The sequence below is a fragment of the Pseudomonas folii genome (assembly GCF_014357575.1).
Lineage (GTDB): Bacteria > Pseudomonadota > Gammaproteobacteria > Pseudomonadales > Pseudomonadaceae > Aquipseudomonas > Aquipseudomonas folii.
Genome location: NZ_JACONW010000087.1, coordinates 1 through 25056, shown reverse-complemented (window position 1 = coordinate 25056; position 25056 = coordinate 1). Strand labels below are relative to the sequence as shown.

At 57.9% G+C, this 25056-nt stretch carries 21 protein-coding genes and 1 pseudogene; 13 read left to right on the top strand and 9 right to left on the bottom strand.

Translation table 11 applies throughout. The features are described 5' to 3' along the window. Positions 1–110: 110 nt before the first annotated feature. Positions 111–1385 carry a glucarate dehydratase family protein gene (locus tag H8S59_RS17450; protein ID WP_187522249.1) on the bottom strand — a complete coding sequence of 425 codons (1275 nt, stop codon included), beginning with the start codon at positions 1383–1385 and terminating at the stop codon, positions 111–113. Next, positions 1382–2770 carry an MFS transporter gene (locus H8S59_RS17445; protein ID WP_187522248.1) on the bottom strand — a complete coding sequence of 463 codons (1389 nt, stop codon included), beginning with the start codon at positions 2768–2770 and terminating at the stop codon, positions 1382–1384. The genes H8S59_RS17450 and H8S59_RS17445 overlap by 4 nt, the downstream gene beginning before the upstream one ends. A gap of 107 nt (positions 2771–2877) precedes the next feature. Here H8S59_RS17445 and H8S59_RS17440 point away from each other — a divergent pair, with 107 nt between their 5' ends. Continuing rightward, complete coding sequence (locus tag H8S59_RS17440) at positions 2878–3777, top strand: LysR family transcriptional regulator (protein WP_187522247.1); 900 nt, start codon at positions 2878–2880, stop codon at positions 3775–3777. Positions 3778–3887: 110 nt separating this feature from the next. Here the strand turns inward: H8S59_RS17440 and H8S59_RS17435 are convergent, their stop codons facing one another. Then, complete coding sequence (locus tag H8S59_RS17435) at positions 3888–4544, bottom strand: ATPase (RefSeq protein ID WP_187522246.1); 657 nt, start codon at positions 4542–4544, stop codon at positions 3888–3890. A 297-nt stretch (positions 4545–4841) separates the two neighbouring features. On the opposite strand from H8S59_RS17435, the pseudogene H8S59_RS27015 reads away from it, so the two are divergent. Next, positions 4842–4934 (top strand): annotated as a pseudogene (locus H8S59_RS27015) (transcriptional regulator); the annotation flags it as partial. Here the strand turns inward: H8S59_RS27015 and H8S59_RS17430 are convergent. Together H8S59_RS17430 and H8S59_RS17425 are read right to left on the bottom strand one after the other, a co-directional pair. Then, entirely contained in the window at positions 4934–6835 is a 1902-nt protein-coding gene (locus H8S59_RS17430; protein ID WP_187522245.1) for a metallophosphoesterase family protein, read from the bottom strand. The pseudogene H8S59_RS27015 and the gene H8S59_RS17430 sit on opposite strands and share 1 nt — an antisense overlap. A gap of 183 nt (positions 6836–7018) precedes the next feature. After that, positions 7019–7891 carry a LysR family transcriptional regulator gene (locus H8S59_RS17425; protein WP_187522244.1) on the bottom strand — a complete coding sequence of 291 codons (873 nt, stop codon included), beginning with the start codon at positions 7889–7891 and terminating at the stop codon, positions 7019–7021. Positions 7892–8016: 125 nt separating this feature from the next. Here H8S59_RS17425 and H8S59_RS17420 point away from each other — a divergent pair, with 125 nt between their 5' ends. Next, complete coding sequence (locus H8S59_RS17420) at positions 8017–9189, top strand: mandelate racemase/muconate lactonizing enzyme family protein (protein ID WP_187522243.1); 1173 nt, start codon at positions 8017–8019, stop codon at positions 9187–9189. A gap of 145 nt (positions 9190–9334) precedes the next feature. Beyond that, positions 9335–10666, top strand: a complete 1332-nt coding sequence (dctA, locus tag H8S59_RS17415) for a C4-dicarboxylate transporter DctA (protein ID WP_187522242.1) — start codon at positions 9335–9337, stop codon at positions 10664–10666. 435 nt (positions 10667–11101) lie between these two features. Here the strand turns inward: dctA and H8S59_RS17410 are convergent, their stop codons facing one another. Then, positions 11102–11239, bottom strand: a complete 138-nt coding sequence (locus H8S59_RS17410) for a hypothetical protein (RefSeq protein ID WP_187522241.1) — start codon at positions 11237–11239, stop codon at positions 11102–11104. Between H8S59_RS17410 and katG the strand changes: the two genes are divergently transcribed. Together katG and H8S59_RS17400 are read left to right on the top strand one after the other, a co-directional pair. Then, positions 11238–13505: a catalase/peroxidase HPI gene (gene katG / locus H8S59_RS17405; protein ID WP_187522240.1), complete on the top strand. Its 2268-nt coding sequence runs from the start codon at positions 11238–11240 to the stop codon at positions 13503–13505. The genes H8S59_RS17410 and katG overlap by 2 nt on opposite strands. A gap of 71 nt (positions 13506–13576) precedes the next feature. Further along, positions 13577–13960, top strand: coding sequence for an ester cyclase (locus H8S59_RS17400; protein WP_425504587.1), 384 nt, complete (start codon positions 13577–13579; stop codon positions 13958–13960). A 182-nt stretch (positions 13961–14142) separates the two neighbouring features. Here the strand turns inward: H8S59_RS17400 and H8S59_RS17395 are convergent, their stop codons facing one another. After that, on the bottom strand, positions 14143–16254 hold the full coding sequence (locus tag H8S59_RS17395; RefSeq protein WP_246475400.1) for a TonB-dependent siderophore receptor: 2112 nt from the start codon (positions 16252–16254) through the stop codon (positions 14143–14145). A gap of 590 nt (positions 16255–16844) precedes the next feature. Between H8S59_RS17395 and H8S59_RS17390 the strand changes: the two genes are divergently transcribed. The 4 genes from H8S59_RS17390 to H8S59_RS17375 all read left to right on the top strand — a co-directional run bounded on the left by H8S59_RS17390 (position 16845) and on the right by H8S59_RS17375 (position 19987). Further along, a complete protein-coding gene (locus tag H8S59_RS17390; RefSeq protein WP_187522237.1) occupies positions 16845–17276 on the top strand; it encodes a DUF2946 domain-containing protein in 432 nt (143 codons plus the stop codon). 81 nt (positions 17277–17357) lie between these two features. Further along, complete coding sequence (locus tag H8S59_RS17385) at positions 17358–18761, top strand: PepSY-associated TM helix domain-containing protein (protein ID WP_425504586.1); 1404 nt, start codon at positions 17358–17360, stop codon at positions 18759–18761. Between the two features lie 126 nt (positions 18762–18887). Next, positions 18888–19493: an SCO family protein gene (locus H8S59_RS17380; RefSeq protein WP_187522235.1), complete on the top strand. Its 606-nt coding sequence runs from the start codon at positions 18888–18890 to the stop codon at positions 19491–19493. Then, positions 19493–19987 (top strand): copper chaperone PCu(A)C, encoded by a 495-nt coding sequence (locus H8S59_RS17375; protein ID WP_187522234.1) that lies wholly within the window; start codon positions 19493–19495, stop codon positions 19985–19987. Before H8S59_RS17380 ends, H8S59_RS17375 begins: the two co-directional genes overlap by 1 nt. 42 nt (positions 19988–20029) lie before the next feature. Here H8S59_RS17375 and H8S59_RS17370 read toward each other — a convergent pair whose 3' ends face one another. Together H8S59_RS17370 and H8S59_RS17365 are read right to left on the bottom strand one after the other, a co-directional pair. Next, positions 20030–20545 (bottom strand): GNAT family N-acetyltransferase, encoded by a 516-nt coding sequence (locus tag H8S59_RS17370; protein ID WP_187522233.1) that lies wholly within the window; start codon positions 20543–20545, stop codon positions 20030–20032. A gap of 324 nt (positions 20546–20869) precedes the next feature. Next, positions 20870–21775 carry a LysR family transcriptional regulator gene (locus H8S59_RS17365; protein WP_187522232.1) on the bottom strand — a complete coding sequence of 302 codons (906 nt, stop codon included), beginning with the start codon at positions 21773–21775 and terminating at the stop codon, positions 20870–20872. Between the two features lie 106 nt (positions 21776–21881). Between H8S59_RS17365 and H8S59_RS17360 the strand changes: the two genes are divergently transcribed. The 3 genes from H8S59_RS17360 (at position 21882) to nfsB (ending at position 24806) form a co-directional block, all read left to right on the top strand. Then, on the top strand, positions 21882–22889 hold the full coding sequence (locus H8S59_RS17360) for a zinc-binding alcohol dehydrogenase family protein (RefSeq protein WP_187522231.1): 1008 nt from the start codon (positions 21882–21884) through the stop codon (positions 22887–22889). 107 nt (positions 22890–22996) lie between these two features. After that, the gene (locus H8S59_RS17355) at positions 22997–24130 is read left to right on the top strand and encodes an L-dopachrome tautomerase-related protein (protein WP_187522250.1); all 1134 of its coding nucleotides are present in this window, start codon (positions 22997–22999) and stop codon (positions 24128–24130) included. A gap of 22 nt (positions 24131–24152) precedes the next feature. Further along, positions 24153–24806 (top strand): oxygen-insensitive NAD(P)H nitroreductase, encoded by a 654-nt coding sequence (gene nfsB / locus H8S59_RS17350; RefSeq protein WP_095100206.1) that lies wholly within the window; start codon positions 24153–24155, stop codon positions 24804–24806. Positions 24807–25056: the final 250 nt, after the last annotated feature.

Below are 25056 nucleotides of genomic sequence, written 5' to 3'. Positions count from 1 at the left end.
CCGCGATTCGCAGCCTTCGGCAGCTCCTACGGGGATCGGCGTCGATAGCAAAAAAAGCCCGGCACAGGGGAAGTGTCGGGCTAAAGGTTTGTCTGGTAACTCTACGTACATCAGAACCGCGGTTTGACCGCCTTCCAGTCCGGTTTGTAGCGTTGCATCTGTTTCACGTCATCGCGCTGGCGGATGCCGCAGGTCAGATATTGGTCGTGCAGCTTGCCCAGTTGATCCCGGTCCAGCTCCAGTCCTAGCCCCGGTGCGCGGGTGATTTTCACGCAGCCATCGACGATTGACAGCTTGCCGCCCTTGATCACTTCCTCGTCCGGCTCCTGCCACGGGTAGTGGGTGTCGCAGGCGTAATCCAGATTGGGCACCGACGCCGCCACATGCGCCATCGCCATCAGGCTGATGCCCAGGTGCGAGTTGGAGTGCATCGAAACCCCAAGCCCAAAGGTATCGCACATTTTGGCCAGCGCTTGCGTGTCGCGCAGGCCGCCCCAGTAATGGTGGTCGGCGAGCACAATCTGCACACTGTTGAGCGCAACGCTGCGGCGGAACTCATCAAAGTCCGTCACCACCATATTGGTCGCAAGCGGCAAACCGGTGCGTTTGTGCAGCTCGGACATGCCCTCAAGACCCGGCGTCGGGTCTTCGTAATACTGCAAGTCGTCGCCCAGCAGTTCGGCCATGCGAATCGACGTTTCCAGCGACCAGTTACCGTTAGGGTCGATACGCAACGGATAGCCGGGGAAGGCTTTCTTCAGCGCCTTGATGCAGGACACTTCATGCTCCGGCGGCAGGGTGCCGGCCTTGAGCTTGATGCTTTTGAAACCGTACTCCTCGATCATCCGCCGAGCCTGCGCAACGATCTGCTCCTCGTTCAGGGCTTCGCCCCAATTGTCCGGCTTGTAAGGCGAATCCACATGCTGCGCGTACTTGAAGAACAGGTAGGCGCTGAACGGGATCTCGTCACGAATGGCGCCGCCCAACAGATCCACCAGCGGCACGTTCAGGTAATGCGCCTGCAAATCCAGAAACGCGACTTCAAAGGCCGAATAGGCATTGCTTACCGCTTTGCTGGCGTGGGAGCCGGGGGCCAGTTCGGCACCGGCAATGCTCGCCGGTTTATTGGCCGCCACCGTCGCCTGGACGATGGTGCGCAACTGGTTGAGGTTGAACGGATCAAGGCCAATCAACTGGTTCTGCAGTTGCTGCTGGATCGCCAGTGCTGGAGCATCGCCGTAGCTTTCGCCCAAACCGATGTAGCCGTTATCGCTTTCAACTTCGATGATCGAGCGCAGTGCAAAGGGTTCGTGAATGCCGCTGGCGTTGAGCAGAGGCGGGTCGCGAAAAGCGATTGGGGTGACGGTTACGCGTTTGATTTTCAAGAGGCTGCTCCCGATGTCAGGGCTTGAGGCTTATTCATGTTTTTTTTCGCGTCGGCGTCGTCAGGCTTGCCGCCGAGCATGCTTGGCGCATCGCCGCGAGGCTTGGTGCGGGCGAAAAAGATCACCACCGCAGCTACCAGTGAGGTAATCGCCAAGCCATATAGGCCGCCCTCGATGGATCCGGTGGTTTGCTCAAGGAAGCCAAACGCGGTCGGCGCAACGAAGCCGCCAAGGTTGCCGATGGAGTTGATCAGAGCGATGACTGCCGCAGCGATTCGCGCATCCAGATAGCCTTGCGGGATTGGCCAGAACAGTGCCGAGGCCGCTTTGAAACCAATCGCCGCGAAGCAGATGGCTACAAACGCGAAGACCGGGCCGCCCGTGGTGGACATGAACATGCCGAATGAAGCGATCACCAATGTCACCGCAACCCAGGCCTGCTGGTATTTCCATTTGCTGGCCATGGCCGCAAAGCCATACATGGCGATGATCGAGATGATCCATGGGATCGAGTTGAACAGGCCGACCTGGAAGTCGCCCATGTTGCCCATCTTCTTGATCATGCTCGGCAGCCAGAACGTTGCGCCGTAAATGGTCAAGGCGATGGAGAAATAGATGAAGCAGAACAGCGCGATCTGTTTGTCAGCCAGCAGTTTGAACATCGACGGCTTGATGGTCTGCGAGGCTTCGCGTTCACGCTGCTCCGCAGCAATGGCACCAATCAGAGCGTCTTTTTCTTCAGCGTCGAGCCACTTGGCTTCGCTGGGGTGCGATTGCAGCCAGAACCAGACAAATGCGCAGAGCACCACCGAGGCGAAACCTTCGATCAGGAACATCCACTGCCAGCCGTGCATGCCCAGCCCGCTGACATTGAGCAGCGCGCCCGATACCGGGCCGGAGATGACTGACGCGATAGCGGAGCCACTGAGGAAGATCGCCATGGCCTTGCCGCGATCAGCGCCTGGCAGCCACTGCGTGAAGTAATAAATGATGCCGGGGAAGAAGCCCGCTTCGGCCGCGCCGAGGATAAAGCGCAGCACGTAGAAACTGGTTTCGCCTTGCACGAAGGCCATGGCCATGGCCGCCACGCCCCAGGTAAACATGATCCGTGTCAGCCAGGCGCGAGCGCCGTAGCGTTGCAGCAGCATGTTGGAAGGCACTTCGAAAATCGCGTAGCCGACGAAGAACAACCCGGCACCCAGTCCATAAGCGGCTGCGCCTATGCCCAGATCGGTTTCCAGATGGCTACGGACGAAGCCGATGTTCACCCGGTCAATGTAATTGACGATGAACATGATGACGAACAGGGGCAGGACGTGGCGCTTGACCTTGGCGGCTGCCCGGGCAAGCGCTGAGGCGTCCGTCGGACTATGGACTGTGTTCACTGAGGCGACTCCCGATCATTATTTTTTTGGGGACGAGTCGATCATGGACGCAGTCTTTGTTCCGGTCTAATCTAGATTGGCACTTGATTGATACCTGGAATGAATCAATGTTTGAGCTTGCCCAGTTGCGCTGTTTCACCACCGTCGCCACCGAACTCAACTTTCGCCGCGCTGCAGAACGCCTGAACATGACCCAGCCGCCCCTGAGTCGACAGATTCAATTGCTGGAACATCATCTGGGCGTGGCGCTGTTTACCCGCAGCACTCGCAGTGTGGCGCTGACGGCGGCGGGGCGGGCGTTTTTCGTGGAGGCGCAAAACCTGTTGGAGCGTGCCCAGCAGGCCGCCGCGTCAGCCAAGCGGTTTGCTGAAGGGGATATCGGTTCGGTGACCATCAGCTTTGTCGGCAGCGCGGTGTATGAGTTTCTGCCCAAGGTGATTGCCGAAGCGCGGCTCAAGCAGCCGCAGGTGAAAATCTCGCTGGAAGAAATGAACACCTACCAGCAGCACGAAGCCATGCGGGCGCGACGCATTGATCTGGGGATTGTTCGTTCACCGTTGCTGCAGCCCGGTTTTGCCACGGAGTGCCTGGTGCGCGAGCCCTTTGTGTTGGCCGTGCCCAGTACTCATCGGCTGGCTAGCGCTGAAACGGTGTCAGTGTTGGACCTGGATGCGGAGCCATTCCTGATGTATTCCCACGCGGCTTATCCGCCGTTCAACGAATTGCTGACCGGCATGTTCCGTTCGGCGCGGGTAGCACCGCAGTATGTGCAATGGCTGGGGTCATCGCTGACCATTCTGGCGCTGGTCAACGCCGGCATGGGCCTGGCCCTGGTGCCGCGCTGTGCAGCAAGCGTGGTGTTCAAGGGCGTGACGTTTCGCGACATCGATCTGGGGGAGGGCGTGCAGAGTGAGTTGCACCTGATCTGGCGTTCGGATAATGACAATCCGGCATTTGCGATGTTGCTGGATGCGATACGCGGGGCGGTGGCAGGGTCGCTGCAATGAGGTAGAGACAGTGTCGCTGTAGGAGCTGCCGAAGGCTGCGATTGCAATCTATCAGACGAAATGCTTTCGCAGCCTTCGGCAGCTCCTACAGAGGTCGTAGTATTTTTCACTCAGTTAACAGCAACCTGCCCCGAAACAACCAGCGCCTTCAACGAAGCATCGAACTGCTTCAACGCATTCACTTGCAGCACACGTTGCTGATCAATCTGCGCAGCGATTTCAGCGGCGGCCTTGTCATGTACCCACACCGAAGTCATTTCCTTGCCGCCATAACCTTCGGCCTTGCCGATGTATTGCAGGTTTGCGTCATAGAATTTAGCGACAAACCTTGCTTCAACCTGAGTATTCCGTTGGGTCACCAGACGGTTATAGGTGTCGAGCATCACCACCACATCGGGTCTGGCCTGCATTACCGCATCAAGGTTGTCGTAGACAATTACCGAGGCGAATTCTTTTTGCAGCGAACCTTTCAGCCAGTCGATCGCCAGTTTTGGATCGGAGCTGTTGACGAACGCTTCACGGATTCTTGAATCAAGGTTGTTATTCTTCGCGCCGTTCAAAGCGACCGAATGGTACTGCTCAAGATATTTCAGGGTGCTGACCGTATTTTCGCTGTACAGCACACCCACCGATTGAGAATGCTGCAAGCCAGTGCTGCTGTCGGCAACCGGTTGCAAATGACAAGTCGCTTGCTCGGCGGCGAAGGCAGGGGCAAAAGCACCGCCGGTCAATACGGCGACAAGAGTCAGCAGGGTAGAAATTCTCATCGCGTATTCCTCACAGGCGGTTCGGTATGTGGCCATCCTCCTCCTTTGCCGAACAAAGCAGAACTTGCGAATTTTGATGGTGACTATCGATTGAACGAATGATGAGAACGTGGGGTGGAATGCGTCCTTTGTAGGAGTGAGCTTGCTCGCGATAGCGTTTTATCAGACGATTTTTCCTTTACTGGTCTAACGCTATCGCGAGCAAGCTCACTCCTACAGGAATGTGTTCAACTCAGGAATGTCGAACTTTTCCCAGCGAGCAAAGCGCCAATCGCCAATCCTCAAGTCGCCGTCAAACTGGGCGTCGATGTTGATGTGATGCGCGGTTAGCGCAGAAGGCTGGCTTATCCTTGTATGGATTGGAGCGAGCGCTCGCCGCATATCGGCGGCTAGGTGTTAGCGTCTGGCTCGATAAACCGTGTCGGCTCACGACCGTTGGCGTTGAGCTGGTAAATCTCGGTCGGTCGGCCCTTGGCATCGAAAAACACCTGACCCACGCCTGCCGAGTTCCACAGTCTCTCCCCGGCTTTACTGTGCTCCGGGATACGCGGCACTACACGCATCAGGCGTCGTTTGGTAAACCAGTTCAGTGGCGAACGAGGGGAATACAGCCAGCGGTTCAGGCGGTCGAACCAGTCCAACAGGCTTTGCGGGAATTCATTCTTCAAGCCGCTGCTGGTGACCTGCCAGATATGCGGGTTGGCGGTGCGATGGCGAATCAGGATTTTATAGACGAACGAGTAATGCACGTCCCCCGACAGGATCACGTAATTACCCGGCGTGCGCGAGTGACGAAAGATGTTCAGGATGACCTGCGCTGCGCCCCGATGCGCCATCCAGTTCTCGGCGTCGACCAGCAGGGGGTGCCCACACCAACTGAAAATCTTCTGCACAGTTTCAATCAGCTTCACGCCGAACACCGGCGCAGGTGAAACGATGATCGCCGAAGGGTGATCGAGCAAATCCTGTTGCAGCTCACTCAGCGCTTCCCAATCCAGCAGGCCGGAAGGCTGATGCAGGTTGAATTCGCTGCGCCAGCGCCGGGTACGGGTATCGAGCACCACCAGTGCGGGGGAGGTGGGCAGCACGTAATGCCATTGCTGAAACTTCAGTAGCTGGGCGATCAACGTATCCAGGGTTTCGCTCTGCAGATAGCCGTTTGCATCAGGCGCTTGCCTGACCAGTTGCTGCGTCTGCGCCAGCAAATCAGGGAAGGCATCCGGGTTGTTGCCCCAGCCCTGACACAGCAAATAGGCCAACAACGCGTTGCCGATGATGCGCTTGGAAAACGGGTGGCCGTAGGCAGTCTCTTCCCATTTGGCCGAGAGGTTCCAGTCGTCCGTTACGTCGTGATCGTCGAAAATCATCAGGCAGGACAGATGCGCGAAAACCCGTGCAACGCCGCCCAAGCCGTCGACAAAAGCGTTGATACGCTGCTGTTCCTGTTCATAGCGAGGTTGTTCACCCGCTTCGAAAACCGGAGGCTTCGGGGCGATCAACGTCCACGGCACTGGCGACCAGACCAAAAGGTACATGGCGATCACTTCAGACAGCGTGACCAGATGGTTATCCGCCGTGCTGCTGGTGAAAATCGGTTTGCGCGCGCCACCGAAGAACCGTTCGCGCAGGGTGTCGTTGCTCTTCAATGCCGGTAACAGGTCGGCGCGGTTGTAGTAGCTGGCCGGATGGTTGTAGAGCTCGGCGCTGTCGTCGACGATCGCGCCTTCGAGGCGCTCATGGAACAGACCCAGGCGTTCAATCAATGCATGAATGGCGCGCAGCATCGGCCCGGCCACATCGTCGGCGTAGACCTGATCGCCGCTCATCATCAACAGCGCAGGGCGATGCTCAGCACCAGGGTTTGCCGCCAGCAGCCGGTCGGCGCACAGCAGGCCCTCATCGGACGCATGATGGGGTTTACGGCACGAGCCATGGAGCAATTGTTCGATCTCGCTGCGCAGCACGAAATCCGGCAGGGACCGGTCGGCGTACAGCAAGTGAGGTGCCCACTCGGCGATGCCTTGCTGGCCATCGATCAAAAGGTCGTAGGCAATGGCGACATCGCAGGGCAGGGCCTCATCCAGCGGCAAGTCGATCAGATGAATGAAGGCACTGCGGCCTACTGAAACGACTTGGCATTGCTGTTCATTCAGCGGGTAATCACGGTCCGGAAGGCGAAGGGTCAACGTCAACGGCCGCGAACCCACCAGCCACATCACCAGACGCTGAGGCTCAAGGCGACGCAACAGAGGACCAGCAAGAACGGCGGGAAGGGAATCAGTTGAAGACATCCGGCAAATGCACCCTGGCTACAAAGAGCCGTCGATAGTACCTCAGTTGACCAGGATCTGAGACGCGGCAATGAACTGACGTGGGACCGGCTTTAGCCGGGAAGAGGCCAGTACAGCCGATACATTTGTGGTGTCAGGAATGCCGCCTTCCCGGCTAAAGCCGGTCCCACGTCGCTGCTGGTTCTACCCCAACCCATTCCAGAACGCCTCGGCGAAATCACTCAACGGTGTACGGGCGCGGAACAGGCGGATTTCCACGGGGATGTCCCAGGTTTCTTCCAGCGCCCGCACCAGGCGGTTCTGGCTCATTTCAGACTCCGCTAATGTGCGCGGCAGCCAGGCCATGCCTTTGCCTTCCTGCACCATCGACAGCAGCACCGCCGCCAGGTGGGAACTGAACAGGGTTTGCAGTGGTTGCTCGGGTTGCGAGCGATTGAGCCGCCAATTGATGATTCTGCCCAGCCCGGAATCTGCGGTGTAACCTAGGTAGTCCAGCGGGTCGTTGGACTCCACGCTGCGCTGCCCCGGCGCACACAACGGCAGCAGCACATCGAGGCCCACCGCTTTACCCAGAAACTGCTCGCTGGCAAATCGTGGCGGCACGTCCGGGTGATGGTGGCAAAGCACGAATTGCACCTCGCCATTCAATAGCAGTTGTTCACAGGAACGCATGTTGTCCGAATGCAGGCGCACGCCTTCGATGGGCGCATCGCGCTCGATACTTCTGATCCAACCGGGAAAAAACGTGAACGACAGTGAATGAGTCGCCGCGAAGTACAGCGTGCGCAGCTGTTTGCCCGCAAGCTCCCGGGCGTCCAGACGCATCTGGTGCAAGCGGCGGGTCATGTCCTGCGCGTTGCCGAGCATCTGTCGGCCGACATCGGTGAGCGTCGCGCCATGGGTGGTACGTTCAAACAACTCAACGCCCATCCAGTTCTCAAGCGATTTGATCCGGCGGCTGAACGCCGGTTGGGTGACATGGCGTGAGTCGGCCGCACGGGAGAAGTTTTCCAGTTCTGCCAGTGCGACGAAGTCTTCCAGCCAAGCGAGTTCCATGGGCGATGCCACCTGTGCATGAGGTACTCGATTATAAGCATTGGCTGCGCTTGGGCCGCTAGCCCTAGAGTTCTCTGGCAGCCAGCTGATAGCAGCGGCCACCTAATAATCAGAGAGGACTCTCCATGCGCATCGTGGACATTCGCGAGAAAACCGTTTCTATCGCATCGCCTATTGCCAACGCCTACATCGACTTTTCGAAAATGACCTGCTCGGTCGTCGCCGTAATCACTGACGTGATTCGCGATGGCAAACCGGTGATCGGTTATGGCTTCAACTCCAACGGGCGTTACGGGCAGGGCGCGCTGATGCGGGACCGGTTTCTGGCACGCATCTCCGAAGCGGACCCAGACAGCCTGATCGACCACGAGCGTAACAACCTCGACCCGTTCGCCATCTGGAAAACCCTGATGACCAACGAGAAACCAGGCGGCCACGGCGAGCGTTCAGTGGCAGTCGGCACCATCGATATGGCGGTGTGGGACGCGGTTGCGAAGATTGAAGGCAAGCCGTTGTATCGCGTGTTGGCTGATCGTTATCGCGACGGTGTTGCCGATGACAAAGTCTGGGTCTACGCGGCGGGCGGTTACTACTATCCGGGCAAGGACCAGACCAAGCTCAAGGCCGAAATGCAGAGCTATCTAGACCGCGGCTACGACGTGGTGAAAATGAAAATCGGTGCTGTGCCACTGGATGAAGACATTCGCCGTATTGAAGCCGTGCTGGAAGTGGTGGGCGATGGCCGTCGTCTCGCCGTGGACGCTAACGGTCGCTTCGATCTGAAAACCTCGATTGCCTACGCCGAGGCCATCAAGCCATACAACCTGTTCTGGTACGAAGAGGCGGGCGATCCGCTGGACTACGCGCTGCAGGCTGAACTGGCCAACCACTACGACCTGCCCATGGCGACCGGTGAAAACCTGTTCTCCCACCAGGACGCCCGCAACCTGCTGCGCCATGGCGGCATGCGCCCTGATCGCGACTTCGTGCAGTTCGACTGCGCGCTCTCCTACGGTCTGGTGGAGTACCTGCGCACTTTGGATGTGATGAAAGAGCTGGGCTGGTCATCGCGCCGCGTGGTCCCTCACGGCGGCCACCAGATGTCGCTGAACCTCGCGGCAGGCCTGCATCTGGGTGGTAACGAGTCCTATCCGGACGTGTTCCAGCCATTCGGTGGTTTCGCCGATGGCATCAAAGTCGAGAACAGCTACGTCGGTTTGCCGGACATCCCGGGCGTCGGTTTCGAAGCCAAGTCTGCGCTGTATGCCGTGATGCGCGAGCTGGGTGAGGGGGCTTGATAGTGAATTAACCCTTACCCCTGTAGGAGCTGCCGAAGGCTGCGAAAAGGTTGTGTCTGACACACCGCGATTCGCAGCCTTCGGCAGCTCCTACAGAGGCCCGGATTGATGAAAATCCTCATACAACAACAAGATCGAGGTTCTCATGAACGACACACCTACACGCTGGTACGGCCAGCTGTATGTCCAGGTACTGATCGGCATCGTCATTGGCGGTGCCATCGGTTTCTTCCTTCCTGACATCGGTGCAAAGCTGCAACCCCTCGCCGATGGCTTCATCAAACTGATCAAGATGCTGCTGGCGCCGATCATTTTCGGCACCGTTGTAGTCGGCATCGCCAAAATGGGCAGCATCAAGGAAGTCGGTCGTATTGGCGGCAAGGCGCTGATCTATTTCGAAGTCCTATCGACGCTGGCGCTGATCATCGGCCTCGTGGTGGTCAACGTGCTCAAGCCCGGCGTGGGCATGAACATCGACGTCAACACCCTCAACGCCAGCGCAGTCAACGGCTACACCCAGGCGGCTGCGGCGCAGGGCGGGGTGATCGAGTTCTTCCTCGGCATCATTCCAACGACGCTGTTCGACGCTTTCGCCAAAGGCGCGATGCTCCAGGTGATTCTGGTCTCGGTATTGATGGGCGTTGCGCTGGTGCAGTTGGGTGAAACCGGCAAGCCGCTGGTCAATGTCATCGATCTGTTGCTGCAAACCCTGTTTCGCATTGTTGCAATGGTCATGAAGCTCGCCCCGATCGGCGCGGGGGCGGGCATGGCGTTCACCATAGGCAAGTACGGCATCGGCACATTGATGTCGTTGGGGCAGTTGATCATCGCGCTGTATGTCACGACCCTGTTCTTCATTGTGGTGGTGCTGGGCAGCGTGGCGCGCTGGTCGGGCTTGCCGCTGCTGCAATTCCTTCGCTACTTCAAGGACGAAATCCTCGTCACCCTCGGGACCTGCTCCACCGAAGCGGTTTTGCCACGGATGATGGTCAAGCTGGAGAAACTCGGCTGCAAAAAATCCGTGGTGGGCATGGTCTTGCCGACCGGCTACACCTTCAACTCAGATGGCACCTGTATTTACCTGACCATGGCGGCGATCTTCGTGGCGCAGGCAACCAACACGCCGCTGACCCTGATGGACCAACTGGTGGTGCTGGGCGTGCTGTTGCTGACCTCGAAAGGTTCGGCGGGCGTTGCAGGCGCGGGTTTTGTCACCCTGGCAGCAACGTTGTCAGTGATTGGCGATATTCCGTTGGTGGGCCTGGTCTTGCTGCTGGGTGTCGACCGCTTCCTCAACGAAGCGCGGGCGGTAACCAACCTGATCGGTAACGGCATCGGCACCATCGCGATTGCCAAATGGGATGGCTCATTCGACCAGGCACAGGCAGCGCGGGAAATCGCCGCGATGAAAGAACAGAGTTCGCTCAGGAAGGGGGCTGGGAAAGCGGCAGGGGAGCCGTTGGACAAGCTGGTTTGAGATCGTTGTGCTGAAGCATGTAGGCGTTATCAATATCTGAACGTACGTCCAGAGTCGTGGGACCGGATTCATCCGGGAAGAGGCCAGTGCATTCAACGAATTTGCATCGTTCAGAATGCCGCCTTCCCGGATAAATCCGGTCCTACGGGTCTCGGTTCGCCCTGAGACAGCGCGCTTAACCGCATCGAAATACCGAGACTCTTCTGCACCTCACAGCCGACTCGGAAACCTTCCACGAAGCGCCGGGCACGTTGCTGTGCTGCGCGACCGCGTGATGTCATTCCCACGGCGGAATGCTTAAAAAAGCCCATACCTTCAAGTTTTATCTATCGATTGACAGAGTATGTCTATCGACACCCAAGACTTAGCTTATTAGCTCTCTGCTCAAACGCCGTCTAGGCTTGTTCTGGCGCTGGCGAGCCAGTCGCCGTTTATTTAGAGTTTCCGTGTGGCGACAGCGATACGCTGATCCAGAGCTGGCCATGCATGTTGTGCCGTGATGAACCACATCGCCGCCTGAAGTCCGGAACGGGCCGGGTAGCGCATGAACTCGACCAAAGGTAAATAGAACATGTCGAATGAATCGAAATGCCCCTTTAATCACGCAGCTGCAGGTGGCGGTACGACCAACCGCGACTGGTGGCCGAATCAACTCAATCTGAAGATCCTGCATCAGCATTCATCGCTCTCCGACCCGATGGGCGAAAACTTCGACTACGCCGCTGCCTTCAAAAGCCTCGATCTGGAAGCTGTAAAGCAAGACCTGCGCGCGCTGATGACTGACTCGCAGGACTGGTGGCCAGCCGACTTTGGTCACTACGGTCCGCTGTTCATTCGGATGGCCTGGCACAGTGCCGGGACCTATCGCACCGCCGACGGTCGTGGCGGTGCTGGCGCGGGGCAACAACGTTTTGCGCCGCTCAGCAGCTGGCCCGACAACGTCAGCCTCGACAAGGCCCGCCGCCTGATCTGGCCGATCAAGCAGAAATACGGTCGCAAGATTTCCTGGGCCGACCTGATCATCCTCACCGGCAACGTGGCGCTGGAAACCATGGGCTTCAAGCCGTTCGGCTTCTCCGGTGGGCGTGCTGACGTCTGGGAGCCGGAAGAAGCCGTTTACTGGGGCTCTGAGAAAACCTGGCTGGGCGGCGACACGCGCTACGGCAAAGAAGCGCAGCCTGAAGGCGAAGGCGTGCTGGTGGCCGATGCAGGCAAGCACGGTACAGAAGAAAGCCGTAACGACGCGCCGGGCCGTGACCTGGAAAACCCGTTGGCCGCCGTGCAAATGGGCTTGATCTATGTGAACCCTGAAGGCCCTGAAGGCAACCCGGACCCCGTAGCCTCGGCCAAGGACATCCGCGAAACCTTCGGCCGCATGGCAATGAACGACGAAGAAACCGTCGCCCTGATCGCGGGCGGTCACGCCTTTGGTAAAACCCACGGTGCTGGCCCGGCTGACAACGTTGGCGCTGAACCCGAGGCCGCAGACATCGAGCAACAAGGCCTGGGTTGGAAAAACAGCTTCGGCACCGGTAAAGGTGGCGACACCATTACCAGCGGTCTGGAAGTGACGTGGACGACCACGCCGACCCAATGGAGCAACAACTACCTGGAAAACCTGTTTGGTTTCGAGTGGGAACTGTTCAAAAGTCCGGCGGGTGCTCACCAGTGGCGTCCAAAAGACGGTGCAGGTGCCGGTCTGATTCCCGACGCTCACGATCCGTCCAAGCGCCATACACCGACCATGTTGACCTCCGACCTGGCCCTGCGCTTTGACCCGGCTTACGAAGCGATTTCCCGTCGCTTCCTAGCCAATCCGGACCAGTTGACCGACGCCTTTGCCCGCGCCTGGTTCAAGCTGACCCACCGTGACATGGGGCCGCTGTCTCGTTATCTCGGCCCGGAAATGCCGGCCGAAGAACTGCTGTGGCAAGACCCTATTCCAGACGTCGATCATGCGTTGGTCGACGAAAACGACGTGGTGGCACTGAAAGCCAAAGTCCTGGCTTCTGGGTTATCTATTTCGCAACTGGTCTCCACTGCCTGGGCGGCGGCGTCCAGCTTCCGTGGCTCCGACAAGCGCGGCGGTGCCAACGGCGGGCGTCTGCGTCTCGCGCCGCAGAAATTCTGGCAAGCCAACCAGCCGGAGCAACTGGCGCATGTGCTGGCAAAACTGGAAAGCATCCAGAGCGAGTTCAACGGTGCCCAGGCAGGCGGCAAGAAAGTCTCCCTCGCTGACCTGATCGTACTGGCCGGTTCTGCGGGCGTTGAGCAAGCGGCGAAAAACGCCGGTCATGCGATCACCGTTCCGTTCGCGCCGGGTCGTGCCGACGCTTCGCAAGAACAGACGGATGTCGAGTCGTTCGGTTTCCTGGAGCCTGTTGCTGATGGCTTCCGTAACTTCCAGAAGGGTCGTTTTGGCTCGTCGGCTGAAGCCCTGCTGGTCGACAAGGCGCAACTGCTGAACCTGACCGCGCCGGAAATGACCGTGCTGGTGGGTGGCCTGCGCGTGTTGAACACCAACGTCGGTCAAACCCGACATGGTGTGTTCACTCAGCGTCCGGAAACCCTGACCAACGACTTCTTCGTCAACCTGCTGGACATGAGCACCGAGTGGCGCGCCGTGTCTGACGCCAAGGACGAGTTCGAAGGCCGTGACCGCAAGACCGGCGCCGTCAAATGGACCGGCACTCGCGTCGATCTGGTGTTCGGCTCCCACGCCCAGTTGCGTGCGCTGGCCGAGGTGTATGCCGCGGGTGATGCGCAAGAGAAGTTCGTCAGCGACTTCGTCGCGGCCTGGACCAAAGTGATGAACCTTGATCGCTTCGACCTTGCCTGATGTAGACGCTTGAACCCAAAGCCCCGGTCTGAGCCATCAGATCGGGGCTTTTTTATTGCCGGAGGTGTTTGATGAATAGCGACCTGCGTGACGTCTACCGAGGCTACATCGACTGCCTGAACCAGCAGGACTGGCCTGCACTGGGCCAGTTTGTTGATGAAGATGTGCATTACAACGACCAGCGTGTGGGCCTGAGTGGCTACCGCGAAATGCTCGAAAAAGACTACCGGCAGATTCCGGACCTGCACTTCAACATACGATTTATGATCGCCGACCCCGAACACATCGCCGCTCGCCTGGACTTCGACTGCACCCCGGTTGGCGACTTCATGGGCTTGCCGGTCAATGGCCGGAAAGTGCAGTTCAGCGAGAACGTGTTCTACCGGTTTCGCGAGGGGAGGATTATTGAGGTGTGGTCGGTGATTGATAAGGCAGCAGTTGAAGCGCAGCTTTGACTGCAAGCGCGCCCCAACAGCCAGAGGCAATCTTGGTAGGAGCGAACTTGTTCGCGAGAAGTTGTGCCTGACACACCGCCTCGCCAACAAGTTGCCTCCTACCGGAATGTGTTGCCTGCCCGAACCGGTAGGATGCTTTTGAATCAAGAACCTGTTGGTACAAGTCACGCCCTGAACATCTGCTACCAGCTATAGCTCAATTTCGCCGTGACTTCGCGACCAGGGTTGTAAAAGTCCGCAGTACCGGAGCCAACCACATGCTGTTCATCCATGATGTTGCTTACGTTAAGTGCCAGATCGGTGCCTTTGGCGATCTGGTATTTGAACGCTGCATCAAAGAGTGTGGTTGCGTCACTCATGCCGCCAGTGTTGGCCGCATTGAAGTAGTAAGCACCGATATAACGAGCCCCCAGGCCTGCGCTCATTTTTGTGCCGGGGAAGCTGTAGTAGCTCCACAGCGAAGCCGAATGACGTGGCACAGCGGCAAACTGATTGCCCTTCAGGTTGCTGCCGTCAAACAGTGTGCCGCGAATCACTTCCGACTTCATGAGGGAGTAGCCACCAATCAGGCTCAGGTTCTGAGTCAACTCGGCTTTGGCCTCAATATCGAGACCGCGAACTTTGGACTCACCAACGGTTTCCTGCTCGATGGTGCCGTTAGACTGCACAACAGCGATGGAAACGTCTTCTTGAGTCAGGTCATAAACAGCTGCCGAGAACAACGCGTTCATACCCATCGGCGAATACTTCACACCCAGCTCATACTGCTTGCCGCGCTGCGGAGTGACGCCAACTGTTGGTGGTGAAACAGACTCCACCATGCTGACATAGGTGGAAACTTCGTCGGTGACGATGTACGTCAATGCTCCGCGGACAGAGTTCTCCGAGAAACTATCCGAGACTTTGGTATCTGTAATGTCAGTGCTGGATAGATCCAGAGAGTCATTACGCGCACCCAAGGTAACGATGAAGCGGTCGTAGAAGGACAGATTCTGCTGCGCGAACACGGATTTGGTCGTGTAATCCTGTTTGTTGCGACTGTACGGCGCCACGTTACGAGGAACGCCGGTGTACACCGGGTTGGCAACATCAATTGGCGTGGTCAAGGTATAGACCGAAGTATCCTTACTTTCGTCATTGCGATATTCCACCCCTACGATCGAACTGCTGTCGATGTCCTGGAAGCGCGCGTCATATTGCAGCATCACGTTGCCGTTGACCTGCTCGGCTTCATTGTCTGTACCAAACAGAAAACGATTAACCGTAGTGCCTGTACGGTTGGTCGAATCAAGATAAACGTAGCCGAAGTCGTCCGTCAGCTTGCTATAGCGCAGGTTGCTACGCAGAACAAAACCATTGTCAAAGTCGTGCGTGATATTGCCGCTGATGGTGTTGCGTTCGACATCGTGGAAGTTGTAGCTAGGCTCGCCAAAGAATTTGCTGCGGTCGTACTCTTTGTCCAGCGGATAACCACCGCTGTTGGGCGAGCTCTTGGTCTTGAGGTGATCAAAAATCACGGTAGCCGAAGTAAATTCGGTCGGTGCCCAGGTCAGGCCCCCCATCAAGAACTTGTTGTCGTCCTGAGAGTGGTCGTATTCGCGCTCACTGTCCTGAAACTTGCCGGTCAAGCGATAGGCCAGGGTTTTATCCTCGTTCAGCGAATCCCCCACATCGATACCCGTTTCTTTGTGATCGAAGGAGCCATAAGTGACGTAGCCTTGGCCAAACCTGTCGAAGCGCGGCTTTTTAGTCACGAAGTTCACCGAGCCGCCCGGATCTGCCGGGCCGAACAGTGTGGAGTTGGCACCACGCAGGACTTCGACGCGCTCATAGGCATAGGGTTCTTCACGTACGCCACGCATCGAACCCAGCGTCATCCCGTCACGGTAGGTCGAGGCCTGAAACCCGCGAATAGTGAAGTAGTCATTGCGGTCGTCAGTACCGTAGTAGTCAGTGATGACGCTAGGGGTGTATTGCAGGATTTCTTCGGTGGTGTTGACGCTGCGCTGTTCCATTTCCTTTTGGGTGATGACCGAAACGGAAGCAGGTGTATTTAGAATGCTGGTGGCAACTTTGCCGCCCACCCACAGCTCCTGCGCAACCACTGAGTTGGCGTCTTCATTCACAGTTACGTTGGAGTTAACGATGATCGGCGCCAGGCGATAAGCCTCGTCCTCAGCGGTGTTACTTGTCTCTTGGGCTAATGCGCCCAGTGGTGCGCAGAGGAGAGCGGTGGCGATCGCACTTCGGCGTGCCATACGAATGTTGGCAAAGCTGGTGTTGTTATGGGTCATGCTCGATATCCTTGATGAGTCAAAAGCTTCGGACGCTAGCTCCATGAGTTTTTATCGAGTCAAAACCGCGAGGTTTTCGGCTAAAGCCGTGTTCGACAAAATCATCGCAACGCTGAGTATTCATACTGTTAATACGTAACGAGAAAGCAGAGATTGATCGCAGAAAAAGCCCGCTTTCGGGGCTTTTCTCAAGGATGTTCGCCAGCTCTCAGGCAGGGCCGTCCCGCCATTTATGGTGAACATATACAACTTGGGGGGCGCGCAAGATGACGCGATCCTAACAAGGTGTGAATACGACAGTAAATACAAATCGTTATCAGTCGTGAACTTTATAGTAAAGATCTGCTCCTGCGTCTTGGCGATTTGACGATGGTTCAGCGAGTGCTGGTGCAGATCACTTTCTATTCGGTTGTGTATTTGGGGCGATCGAACCCTGGTTGGAGCGAGGCTTGCCCGCGAAGAACGATAACGTAGACTTCCTGCAACATCGCGTCGTCTCATTCGCGGGCAAGCCTCGCTCCAACGAGATTGCGATCAACCATTGACCTGCGTCCTGTCTAACCTCCGGCTGAAATGCTAAATTAGCCGTCATGAATTTCTTCCGAACCCATCGCTCGCCCATTGCCTGGATGCTGTATGCCTTCATCCTGTTCAATGGGCTCGCGTGCGCCATGAGTCATGGCCAGATGATGGGTGCGTTTTCCGGGGAGCCCGCAGCGGCACCTTCCCACCATGAGCATCACGGCACGGCGTCCATGAGCGACGCGCATCACGAGATGTCGATGGGCATGTCGATGCCGATGCCGATGGACAGCACCAGTAAAACCATGGCGACGCCGGGCAGCCTGCAATCGCTGTTTGGCGACTGCTCGTTCGCCGGGACGCTGACCCTGGCGATGATTTTCTTCGTCGCGCTGAGCTGGTTGATCCGCACTCGCAGTCCTCGTTTTATCTTCCCTTCACTCTGGCCGGGCCTTACGTCGCGCCAGTGTTTCCCCGGCCTCAACCCCCAGGCTCCCTGACGGCACCCACTCGCCGTTAAAAACCAATATCGATTTTTTGCCTCGCCGGGATTCGTCCCGGCCGGGCGCGTTTAGCCGTTGGTGAGCCCTATGTCTGCTTTACCTGCACAGTCGTCGTCCAGCGCGTTTGTCGCCCTGACGAAACGGCTGCACTTTTACATTGGCCTGTTTATCGGGCCTTTCATTCTGGTGGCGGCACTCAGCGGGGTGGTTTATGCCCTGACGCCGCAGATCGAGAAACACCTCTACGCCCATGCCTTGCACACCGAAACCCAGGGTCCGACCTTGAGTCTCGAAGCCCAGGTGCGCCTGGCTCAGGAGGCTGCCGGTCCGGGGCCGACGGTCGCGGCAGTTCGTCCTGCGCCCAATCAGGGCGATACCACCCGCGTGATGTTCAACGTTCCGGGGTTGGGGGAGTCGGAGCATCGCGCGTTGTTCGTCGACCCGGTCAGCGGAGAGATTCGCGGCGACATGAAGGTTTACGGCACCAGCGGAATATTGCCGCTGCGCACCTGGATCGATCAGTTTCACCGCAGTTTGCTGCTCGGTGATGTCGGTCGCATCTACAGCGAACTGGCCGCTTCCTGGCTGTGGGTCGCGGCGGCGGGGGGCATTGTGTTGTGGGCGGTGCGCCGCAAACGTGCCAGGACGCTACGCGGTGGTTTGCGCAGCTGGCATGCCAGCGCTGGGCTGTGGTTGATGCTGGGCTTGTTGTTTTTCTCGGCAACCGGTTTGACCTGGTCGCAATACGCGGGCGACAACATTGGTGTGCTGCGCGCTTACTACGGCTGGTCCACGCCCAGTGTTGCGACGACGCTGGCAAAACCGGCCGACAGCGCAATGAACATGAACATGCCGATGGACGAACACGCCGAACATCATATGCACATGGCGCCTGCTGCCTCGAACAGCACGCTGAATCCTGCGCTGTTCGACAGCGTGCTGGCGACCGCTCGCAGCGCCAATATCGAAGCGGCCAAGGTGGAAATCCGCCCGTCGAGCAAACCTGAGAAAGCCTGGGTGGTCGCCGAGATTGATCGCAGCTGGCCGACTCAGGTCGATGCAGTCTCAATCAATCCGAATACCCTGGCGGTGGTCGATCATGTTGAGTTCTCCCAGTACACGTTGCCTGCCAAGCTCACCCGCTGGGGCATCGACGCGCACATGGGCGTGCTGTTCGGGCTGGCCAATCAGTTGATTCTGGTGTTTTTTGCCAGCGGACTGGTGGTGATGGTGATCATCGGTTACCTGATGTGGTGGCGGCGCAGGCCAACACTCGTAAGGCAGCCAACGGTCGTGGACGCGTGGCGTCAGTCCGGCCTCTTTGCCAAAATCGCATGGTTGTTGGCTGCAGTGGGACTCGGCATTTGCTTGCCAGTGTTGGGCTGGAGCCTGCTCGCATTGGTTATCTGCGATCTCATCGTCACGTATCGCGCACCGTCTGTCGCCTTTGTGCGCAGTCCGGGCCACGTAGAAAGGCCATGAAGCATTTTCTGACATTACTACAGCGACTGTAGGAAATGTCACAGGTAACCTACGCGGCTTTAGCAGCGCAGAGAATTTGAATGACGGGGCAGTTGGTTCGCTCCGTTGTTTTTCAAGAGGCCACACATGAACACATTACTGACCCGCCGCCAGCTTCTCGGCGGCATGAGCGTGCTGAGTCTGGGCGCGCTTGCCGGTTGCGGTGATTCCAACAAGTTGTCGTTCAAGTACGGCAAGGATTTGAGCGACAAGATTCTCGGCCGGACCTTCAAACTGAAGGACCCGCAGGGCAACGTGAAAACCCTGTCGAGTTTTCGCGGCACGATGCCGATGGTGTTTTTCGGCTTCACCCAATGCCCGGCGGTCTGCCCGACAGCGTTGGCACGTGCGGCGCAGATCAAAAAGTTGATGGGCCCGGATGGCGATACGCTGCAAGTGATCTTCATCACCGTGGACCCGGAGCGCGACAAGCCGCAAATGCTCGATGCCTACGTCAAAGCGTTCGATCCGAGCTTTGTGGCGCTGTACGGCACCCTCGAAGAAACCGCCGCCACGGCCAAAGAGTTTGGCGTGTTCTACGAGAAAGTCCCGAGCGGTGACACGTACACCATGTCTCACACCGCCACCAGTTACGTCTTCGACACCCGTGGCGTGCTGCGCCTCGGCCTGTCCCACTCCCTTTCTGCCCAACAGTGCACAGAAGATCTGCTGACTGTCATGGAGGTCTGCTGATGAACCTTGAACGCCCGAAAACATTTCTCAAGCAAGCACTGCTGGGGCTTTCGCTGCTGGGCCTCGCCGCTCAGGCTTCAGCGCAAACGGTCGTTGAAGATGCGTGGGTCCGTGCGACAGTTCCGGGGCAGGCGTCCACGGGAGCGTTTCTGACGTTGACGGCCAGTGCCGACAGCAAGTTGCTGGAGGCTCAGTCGCCGGTGGCGAAACTCGTGCAGATTCATCAATCGAGCATGAAGGACGATGTGATGAGCATGCAGGAAGTGACTTCCGTCGCCTTGCCTGCGGGCCAGCCAGTGGTGCTGGACCCGAGCACCTATCACATCATGCTGATCAATCTGACGGCTCAGGTGAAAGAGGGCGATAAAGTCCCGCTGACGCTCATCGTCGAGGATGGCAAAGGGGTCAGACAGTCGATCGCTGTTGAAGCCACTGCCCGAGCCTTGAATGCGCCGGATCATGGCGCGATGCATGATCACAGCAAGATGCATTGATGCCTTGAATGTCGTCGGCAAGCTTCAAAGCTTGCCGCGACATCAACGCCGGTTCGCCAGATACACCAGACTGGGCGCTTGCCCCGGCACGTCGTCCAGCACATCAACACGTTTCATGCCGATTTTTTCCAACACACGAATCGAGGCCTGATGTGTCGGCCTGACCAGCCCGTAGACCTTCGGTAGCCGCTGTTCGTTGAACGCATAGTCCAGCGTCGCGCTGGCCAGCTCCGTCGCATAACCTTTGCCCCACGCCGGTACACCGAAGCGGTACCCGAGGTTGACCCGCTCAACGTCGAGATACTTCATCAACGCCACACCGCCGAAACCGATGATTTCATCCGGCGCCTCCCGGGTCGCCACCGCCCACCAGCCATAACCCTGTACCTGCCAGTGACACATCCAGGCATTCAGAAAAACCTGCGCCTGCCCCAGCACTTTCATCGGGCCGTTGGGATTGAACACGTTGGTGGCCGGATCGCTGTAGATGGCGAACATCGCAGCCAGGTCGTCCGGGCGGGGTGGTCTGAGTAGCAGTCGTTCAGTGGTTCTTGGCATGGTTGGGTCCAGTTTGTGTTGGGCGAAGCTTCCGTGAGACCGGCTTTAGCCGGGAAGAGGCCAGTACATCCGCTGCCTATTCTGTGTCATAAACAATGCCCTCGCGGCTGAAGCAGTCCTCATCAAGCATAAAGTTTAGAGGCTTTTCTGTAGGAGTGAGCTTGCTCGCGATAGCGTCATGCCAGACGATAATTTCTCAACAGTTCTACCCCTATCGCGAGCAAGCTCACTCCTACAGGGAACAATGTTTGCTTTGGCGACAGCGCGATGTCAGGGACACAGGGCTATTTTCTACGGGAAAATCAGAATTTCGGTCACGATCTGTCAAAGCAATCCAGGCAACTCCTGCTCCAGCTCCGCCAACTTGCCCTTCAACAACGAATGCAATTGCTGAATCGCCGGGGAAAACTGTTTGCGATGTGGGCATACCAGATTCAAAGGTACAGGCTCACCGGGATAATCCGGCAGCAAAATCTCCAGCCGTCCGGCCTTGATATCTTCACTGACGTCCAGCCACGATTTATAGGTAATCCCTTCCCCCGACACCGCCCAGCGTCGCGCAACGTCGGCGTCATCACAGAATAGCGGACCCGACACCGACATCACCCTCGCACCCACTCGCCATTTGTCATAACTCCGTCCGCCCAGGGTGTAGAGCAGGCAGTCATGACGCAAAAGATCATCCGGCGTCTGTGGCCGTCCATGCTTTTGCAGATAGTCAGGCGAAGCCACCAGTACCCGTCGATTCCACGGCGCAAGCGGCAGGGCAATGTAATGGGTGTCTTCAAGCACGCCGTAGCGAATCGCAACGTCCACCGGATCACGGAACATGTCCGCCACCTGATCGGATAAAAACAGCCGCATCGACAGCGTTGGATGCTCGCGCCGAAACCCGGACAGCCAGGGCAGCAGCATGTTGCGCCCCAGGTCCGAAGGCGCCGCCACTTGCAGTACGCCGCGCAACTCGGCGCTCTCGCGGCGGAGTTTCTCGCGACCGTCTTTCAGGGTATCGAGCACCGTTTGCGCATTGGGCAAGTACTGCTCACCCTCAACGGTCAGGCGCAGGCTGCGGGTGGAGCGGGCGAACAGGCGTACATCCAGCTCGCGCTCCAGGCGTTTGATCGCCGCCGCCACTTGCCCCGGCAGCAGATCGACTTCTCGTGCCGCGTTGGAGAAGCTGCCCAGCGCCGCCGTGCGCACGAACAAGGCAAGGTCATCGATGCGGATCATCTTCACTCCGGCTGTGAAAGTGTTGGCGCATTTTAGGGGTTTTTCTTTGTCGTAGAGAAGGTGAGTATGGCTCCACGTTTTTAAAACCTGCTTCAGAGGATTTCCCATGAAAGCTATCGCCTTTACCCAACACGGTCTGCCGATTGAAGATCCAGACGCGCTGCTCGACATGGACCTGCCCAAACCCACGCCTGGCCCTCGTGACTTGCTGGTGGAAGTCCGCGCTGTTTCAGTCAACCCGGTGGACACCAAGATCCGCGCCGGTTCAGGGGCGACCGAGCCGAAGGTTGTCGGTTGGGACGCCGTCGGTACAGTGCGCGAAGTGGGCAGTGAGGTGACGCTGTTTCAGCCGGGCGATGAAGTGTTCTACGCCGGTTCGATCGTGCGCCCTGGCAGCTACAGCGAATTCCATCTGGTAGACGAGCGCATTGTCGGCCACAAACCAAAATCCATCGATAACGCCCACGCGGCTGCATTGCCGTTGACGTCCATTACTGCATGGGAATTGCTCTTCGATCGCCTCGGTGTGGAAGAAGGCGGTGGCGAAGGCGAAAGTCTGCTGATCATCGGCGCAGCGGGTGGAGTCGGTTCGATCCTCGTCCAGTTGGCCCGTCAACTGACCAAAATGACCGTGATCGGCACCGCTTCACGTCCTGAAACTCAAGCGTGGATCAAGCAGCTCGGCGCGCATCATGTGATTGATCACAGCCAGCCATTGGTGGCGCAGCTGGAGCAGATTGGCGTTGGCCAGGTCACTCATGTCGCCAGCCTGACCCACACCGATAGCCACTTCACGCAACTGATCGAAGCGTTGCGTCCGCAAGGCAAACTGGCCCTGATCGACGACCCGAAGTCCCTCGACGTGGTGCCGATGAAACGCAAGGCGCTGTCGTTGCACTGGGAATTGATGTTTACCCGTTCCCTGTTCGAAACCCCGGACATGATCAAGCAGCACGAGCTGTTGAATCGTGTCGCCGACCTGATTGATCAAGGTGTGCTCAAAACCACCCTTGGCGAGCATTTCGGCACGATCAACGCCGCCAACCTGCGTCGTGCTCATGCTGTTGTAGAAAGCGGTAAAGCCAAGGGCAAGATCGTCCTCGAAGGCTTCTGATTTTTATCAATATGTCAGTGGCTGTCTGCGTTCAGCAGGCAGTCGGGAGAATGCTCGTGTTCAAGAAGTCCTTTTTCGCTGTTTCTGGCCTGGCGCTCGGTGTGGCAATGACTGCTCAAACAGCGTTGGCGGCACCGGCAGGCGATTTCTCTGCAAGCGCGCCGGCCGACAAGTCCATTGGCCAATTGCAGCAAGTCTTCGCGTTCCACGACGCCATGCCCACGGGCGTGACTGTGAGCGAAACCGGCCGTATTTTCGTCAACTTCCCGCGTTGGGGCGATGACGTGCCCTTTACCGTCGCGGAAATTCGGGACGGCAACGTGCAGGCTTGGCCGAACGCGCAGATTAACAAGGAGGATCCCAAAGACCCGGCCAAGGGCCTGATCAGTGTGCAAAGCGTGGTTGCAGACGGACAGGGTCGCGTCTGGTTGCTCGACACGGCTGCCCCCGGCTTTGCCGCCCCCAAGCCTGGAGGCGCGAAACTGGTAGCGGTCGATCTGGCGAGTAACAAGGTGGTGAAAACGCTGGTCTTCCCGGCCAACGTCATTCTGTCGAGCACTTACGTCAACGACATGCGCTTTGATTTCCGCACCGGCAAGGAAGGCACGGTGTATGTCACCGACTCGTCCGTGAGTGGGCCAGGAGCAATCATTGTCATGGACATCGCTACCGGCAAGGCGACACGGCGTTTGAGTGGCGCGAAGTCGACGTCCGTTGATCCGTCGTTCATTCCCGTCGTCGAGGGGCAGGCCCTCATGACCAAGGGCGCTGATGGCAAGAAAAAAGCGCCAGGGGTCGCCTCTGATGGCATCGCACTGTCGCCAGATGGCCAGACGTTGTATTTCAGTCCGCTGTCCAGCCGTCATCTGTATTCGGTACCGACCAAGCTCTTGCGTGATGCAAGCGTCAGCGAGAAGGCACTGGACGCAGCTGTTCAGGATCTCGGTGAAAAAGGTGCTTCCGATGGCCTCGAAGCGGACGCGAACGGGGCGGTATATGCCACTGATTACGAGCACAACGGCATTCGCAAGTGGCTCGCGGATGGCACTTGGCAAACCATCGTTCACGATCCTCGGGTGTTATGGCCGGATACCTTGTCCATCGGTCCGGATGGCTATCTGTATTTCACCGCCAACCAGTTGCATCGCCAGGCCGGTTTCCAAGAGGGTAAAGACCTTCGTCAGAAGCCTTACAGCCTGTTGCGGGTGAAAATCAACGCAGCGCCAGCACCGACTCGCTAAGCATTTTTGACCGGAGAACACCATGGAACTCGCCAGCCTCGCCAAGAGCCGTTACACCACCAAGTCCTACGACGCGACCCGCAAAATCCCTCAGGCCAGCATTGATACGCTGCTGGATCAACTGCGCCTCAGCCCCTCGTCGGTAAATTCGCAGCCTTGGCACTTTGTGGTTGCCGCCGACGAACAGGGCAAGGCGCGCATCGCCAAAGGTGCGCAGGATGGTTTTGCCTATAACGAGGCAAAGATCCTCAACGCGTCTCACGTCATCGTGCTCTGCACCCGCACCGAGATGACCGAGGCTCACCTGCACGCTGTGCTGGATCAGGAGGATCTGGACGGTCGCTTTCAGAATGCCGAGGCCAGGGCTGGTCAGGACAAAACCCGTCGCGGCTATGTCGATATGCATCGCTATGACCAGAAAGACGTACAGCACTGGATGGAAAAACAAACCTATCTGGCGCTGGGCACCTTGCTGCTGGGCGCGGCTTCGCTTGGGCTGGATGCCACGCCGATGGAAGGTTTTGACTTCAAGAAACTCGACGAAGAGCTCGGTCTGCGCGCTCAGGGTTTCACCAGCCTGGTGATCGTGAGCCTGGGCTATCGCAGCGAAACCGACTTCAACGCCACGCTGCCGAAGTCGCGTCTGGCGGCCGAATCGGTGTTTACCTTCCTCTAAGTCACACAATGAACGGCAGGTCCCTGGCTGAAGGTGCTTCGGACCTGCCTGTTCGCGATCAGTGTGTTGCACGACTTATCCCAAATCCCGCAGAAAAAAGCCCACCAAACAGGCACTAAGCTGGCCAAGTGCTGTCAATCACTTGCGGATTGCCGGGACATTGACGCGCCGCAGCGAACATTGAATCCGCAGGCGCTACGCTGGTGTCAATGGCTCCGCGCTGACGCGCAGCAAACATAGGACCTGTAGG

Coding starts and splice junctions, on each gene's coding strand:
- H8S59_RS17440 (WP_187522247.1), top strand. CDS start 2,878: ATGTTTGAGCTTGCCCAGTTGCGCTGTTTCACCACCGTCGCCACCGAA.
- H8S59_RS17435 (WP_187522246.1), bottom strand. CDS start 4,544: ATGAGAATTTCTACCCTGCTGACTCTTGTCGCCGTATTGACCGGCGGT.
- H8S59_RS17430 (WP_187522245.1), bottom strand. CDS start 6,835: ATGTCTTCAACTGATTCCCTTCCCGCCGTTCTTGCTGGTCCTCTGTTG.
- H8S59_RS17425 (WP_187522244.1), bottom strand. CDS start 7,891: ATGGAACTCGCTTGGCTGGAAGACTTCGTCGCACTGGCAGAACTGGAA.
- H8S59_RS17420 (WP_187522243.1), top strand. CDS start 8,017: ATGCGCATCGTGGACATTCGCGAGAAAACCGTTTCTATCGCATCGCCT.
- dctA (WP_187522242.1), top strand. CDS start 9,335: ATGAACGACACACCTACACGCTGGTACGGCCAGCTGTATGTCCAGGTA.
- katG (WP_187522240.1), top strand. CDS start 11,238: ATGTCGAATGAATCGAAATGCCCCTTTAATCACGCAGCTGCAGGTGGC.
- H8S59_RS17410 (WP_187522241.1), bottom strand. CDS start 11,239: ATGTTCTATTTACCTTTGGTCGAGTTCATGCGCTACCCGGCCCGTTCC.
- H8S59_RS17400 (WP_425504587.1), top strand. CDS start 13,577: ATGAATAGCGACCTGCGTGACGTCTACCGAGGCTACATCGACTGCCTG.
- H8S59_RS17395 (WP_246475400.1), bottom strand. CDS start 16,254: ATGACCCATAACAACACCAGCTTTGCCAACATTCGTATGGCACGCCGA.
- H8S59_RS17390 (WP_187522237.1), top strand. CDS start 16,845: ATGAATTTCTTCCGAACCCATCGCTCGCCCATTGCCTGGATGCTGTAT.
- H8S59_RS17380 (WP_187522235.1), top strand. CDS start 18,888: ATGAACACATTACTGACCCGCCGCCAGCTTCTCGGCGGCATGAGCGTG.
- H8S59_RS17375 (WP_187522234.1), top strand. CDS start 19,493: ATGAACCTTGAACGCCCGAAAACATTTCTCAAGCAAGCACTGCTGGGG.
- H8S59_RS17370 (WP_187522233.1), bottom strand. CDS start 20,545: ATGCCAAGAACCACTGAACGACTGCTACTCAGACCACCCCGCCCGGAC.
- H8S59_RS17365 (WP_187522232.1), bottom strand. CDS start 21,775: ATGATCCGCATCGATGACCTTGCCTTGTTCGTGCGCACGGCGGCGCTG.
- H8S59_RS17360 (WP_187522231.1), top strand. CDS start 21,882: ATGAAAGCTATCGCCTTTACCCAACACGGTCTGCCGATTGAAGATCCA.
- H8S59_RS17355 (WP_187522250.1), top strand. CDS start 22,997: ATGACTGCTCAAACAGCGTTGGCGGCACCGGCAGGCGATTTCTCTGCA.
- nfsB (WP_095100206.1), top strand. CDS start 24,153: ATGGAACTCGCCAGCCTCGCCAAGAGCCGTTACACCACCAAGTCCTAC.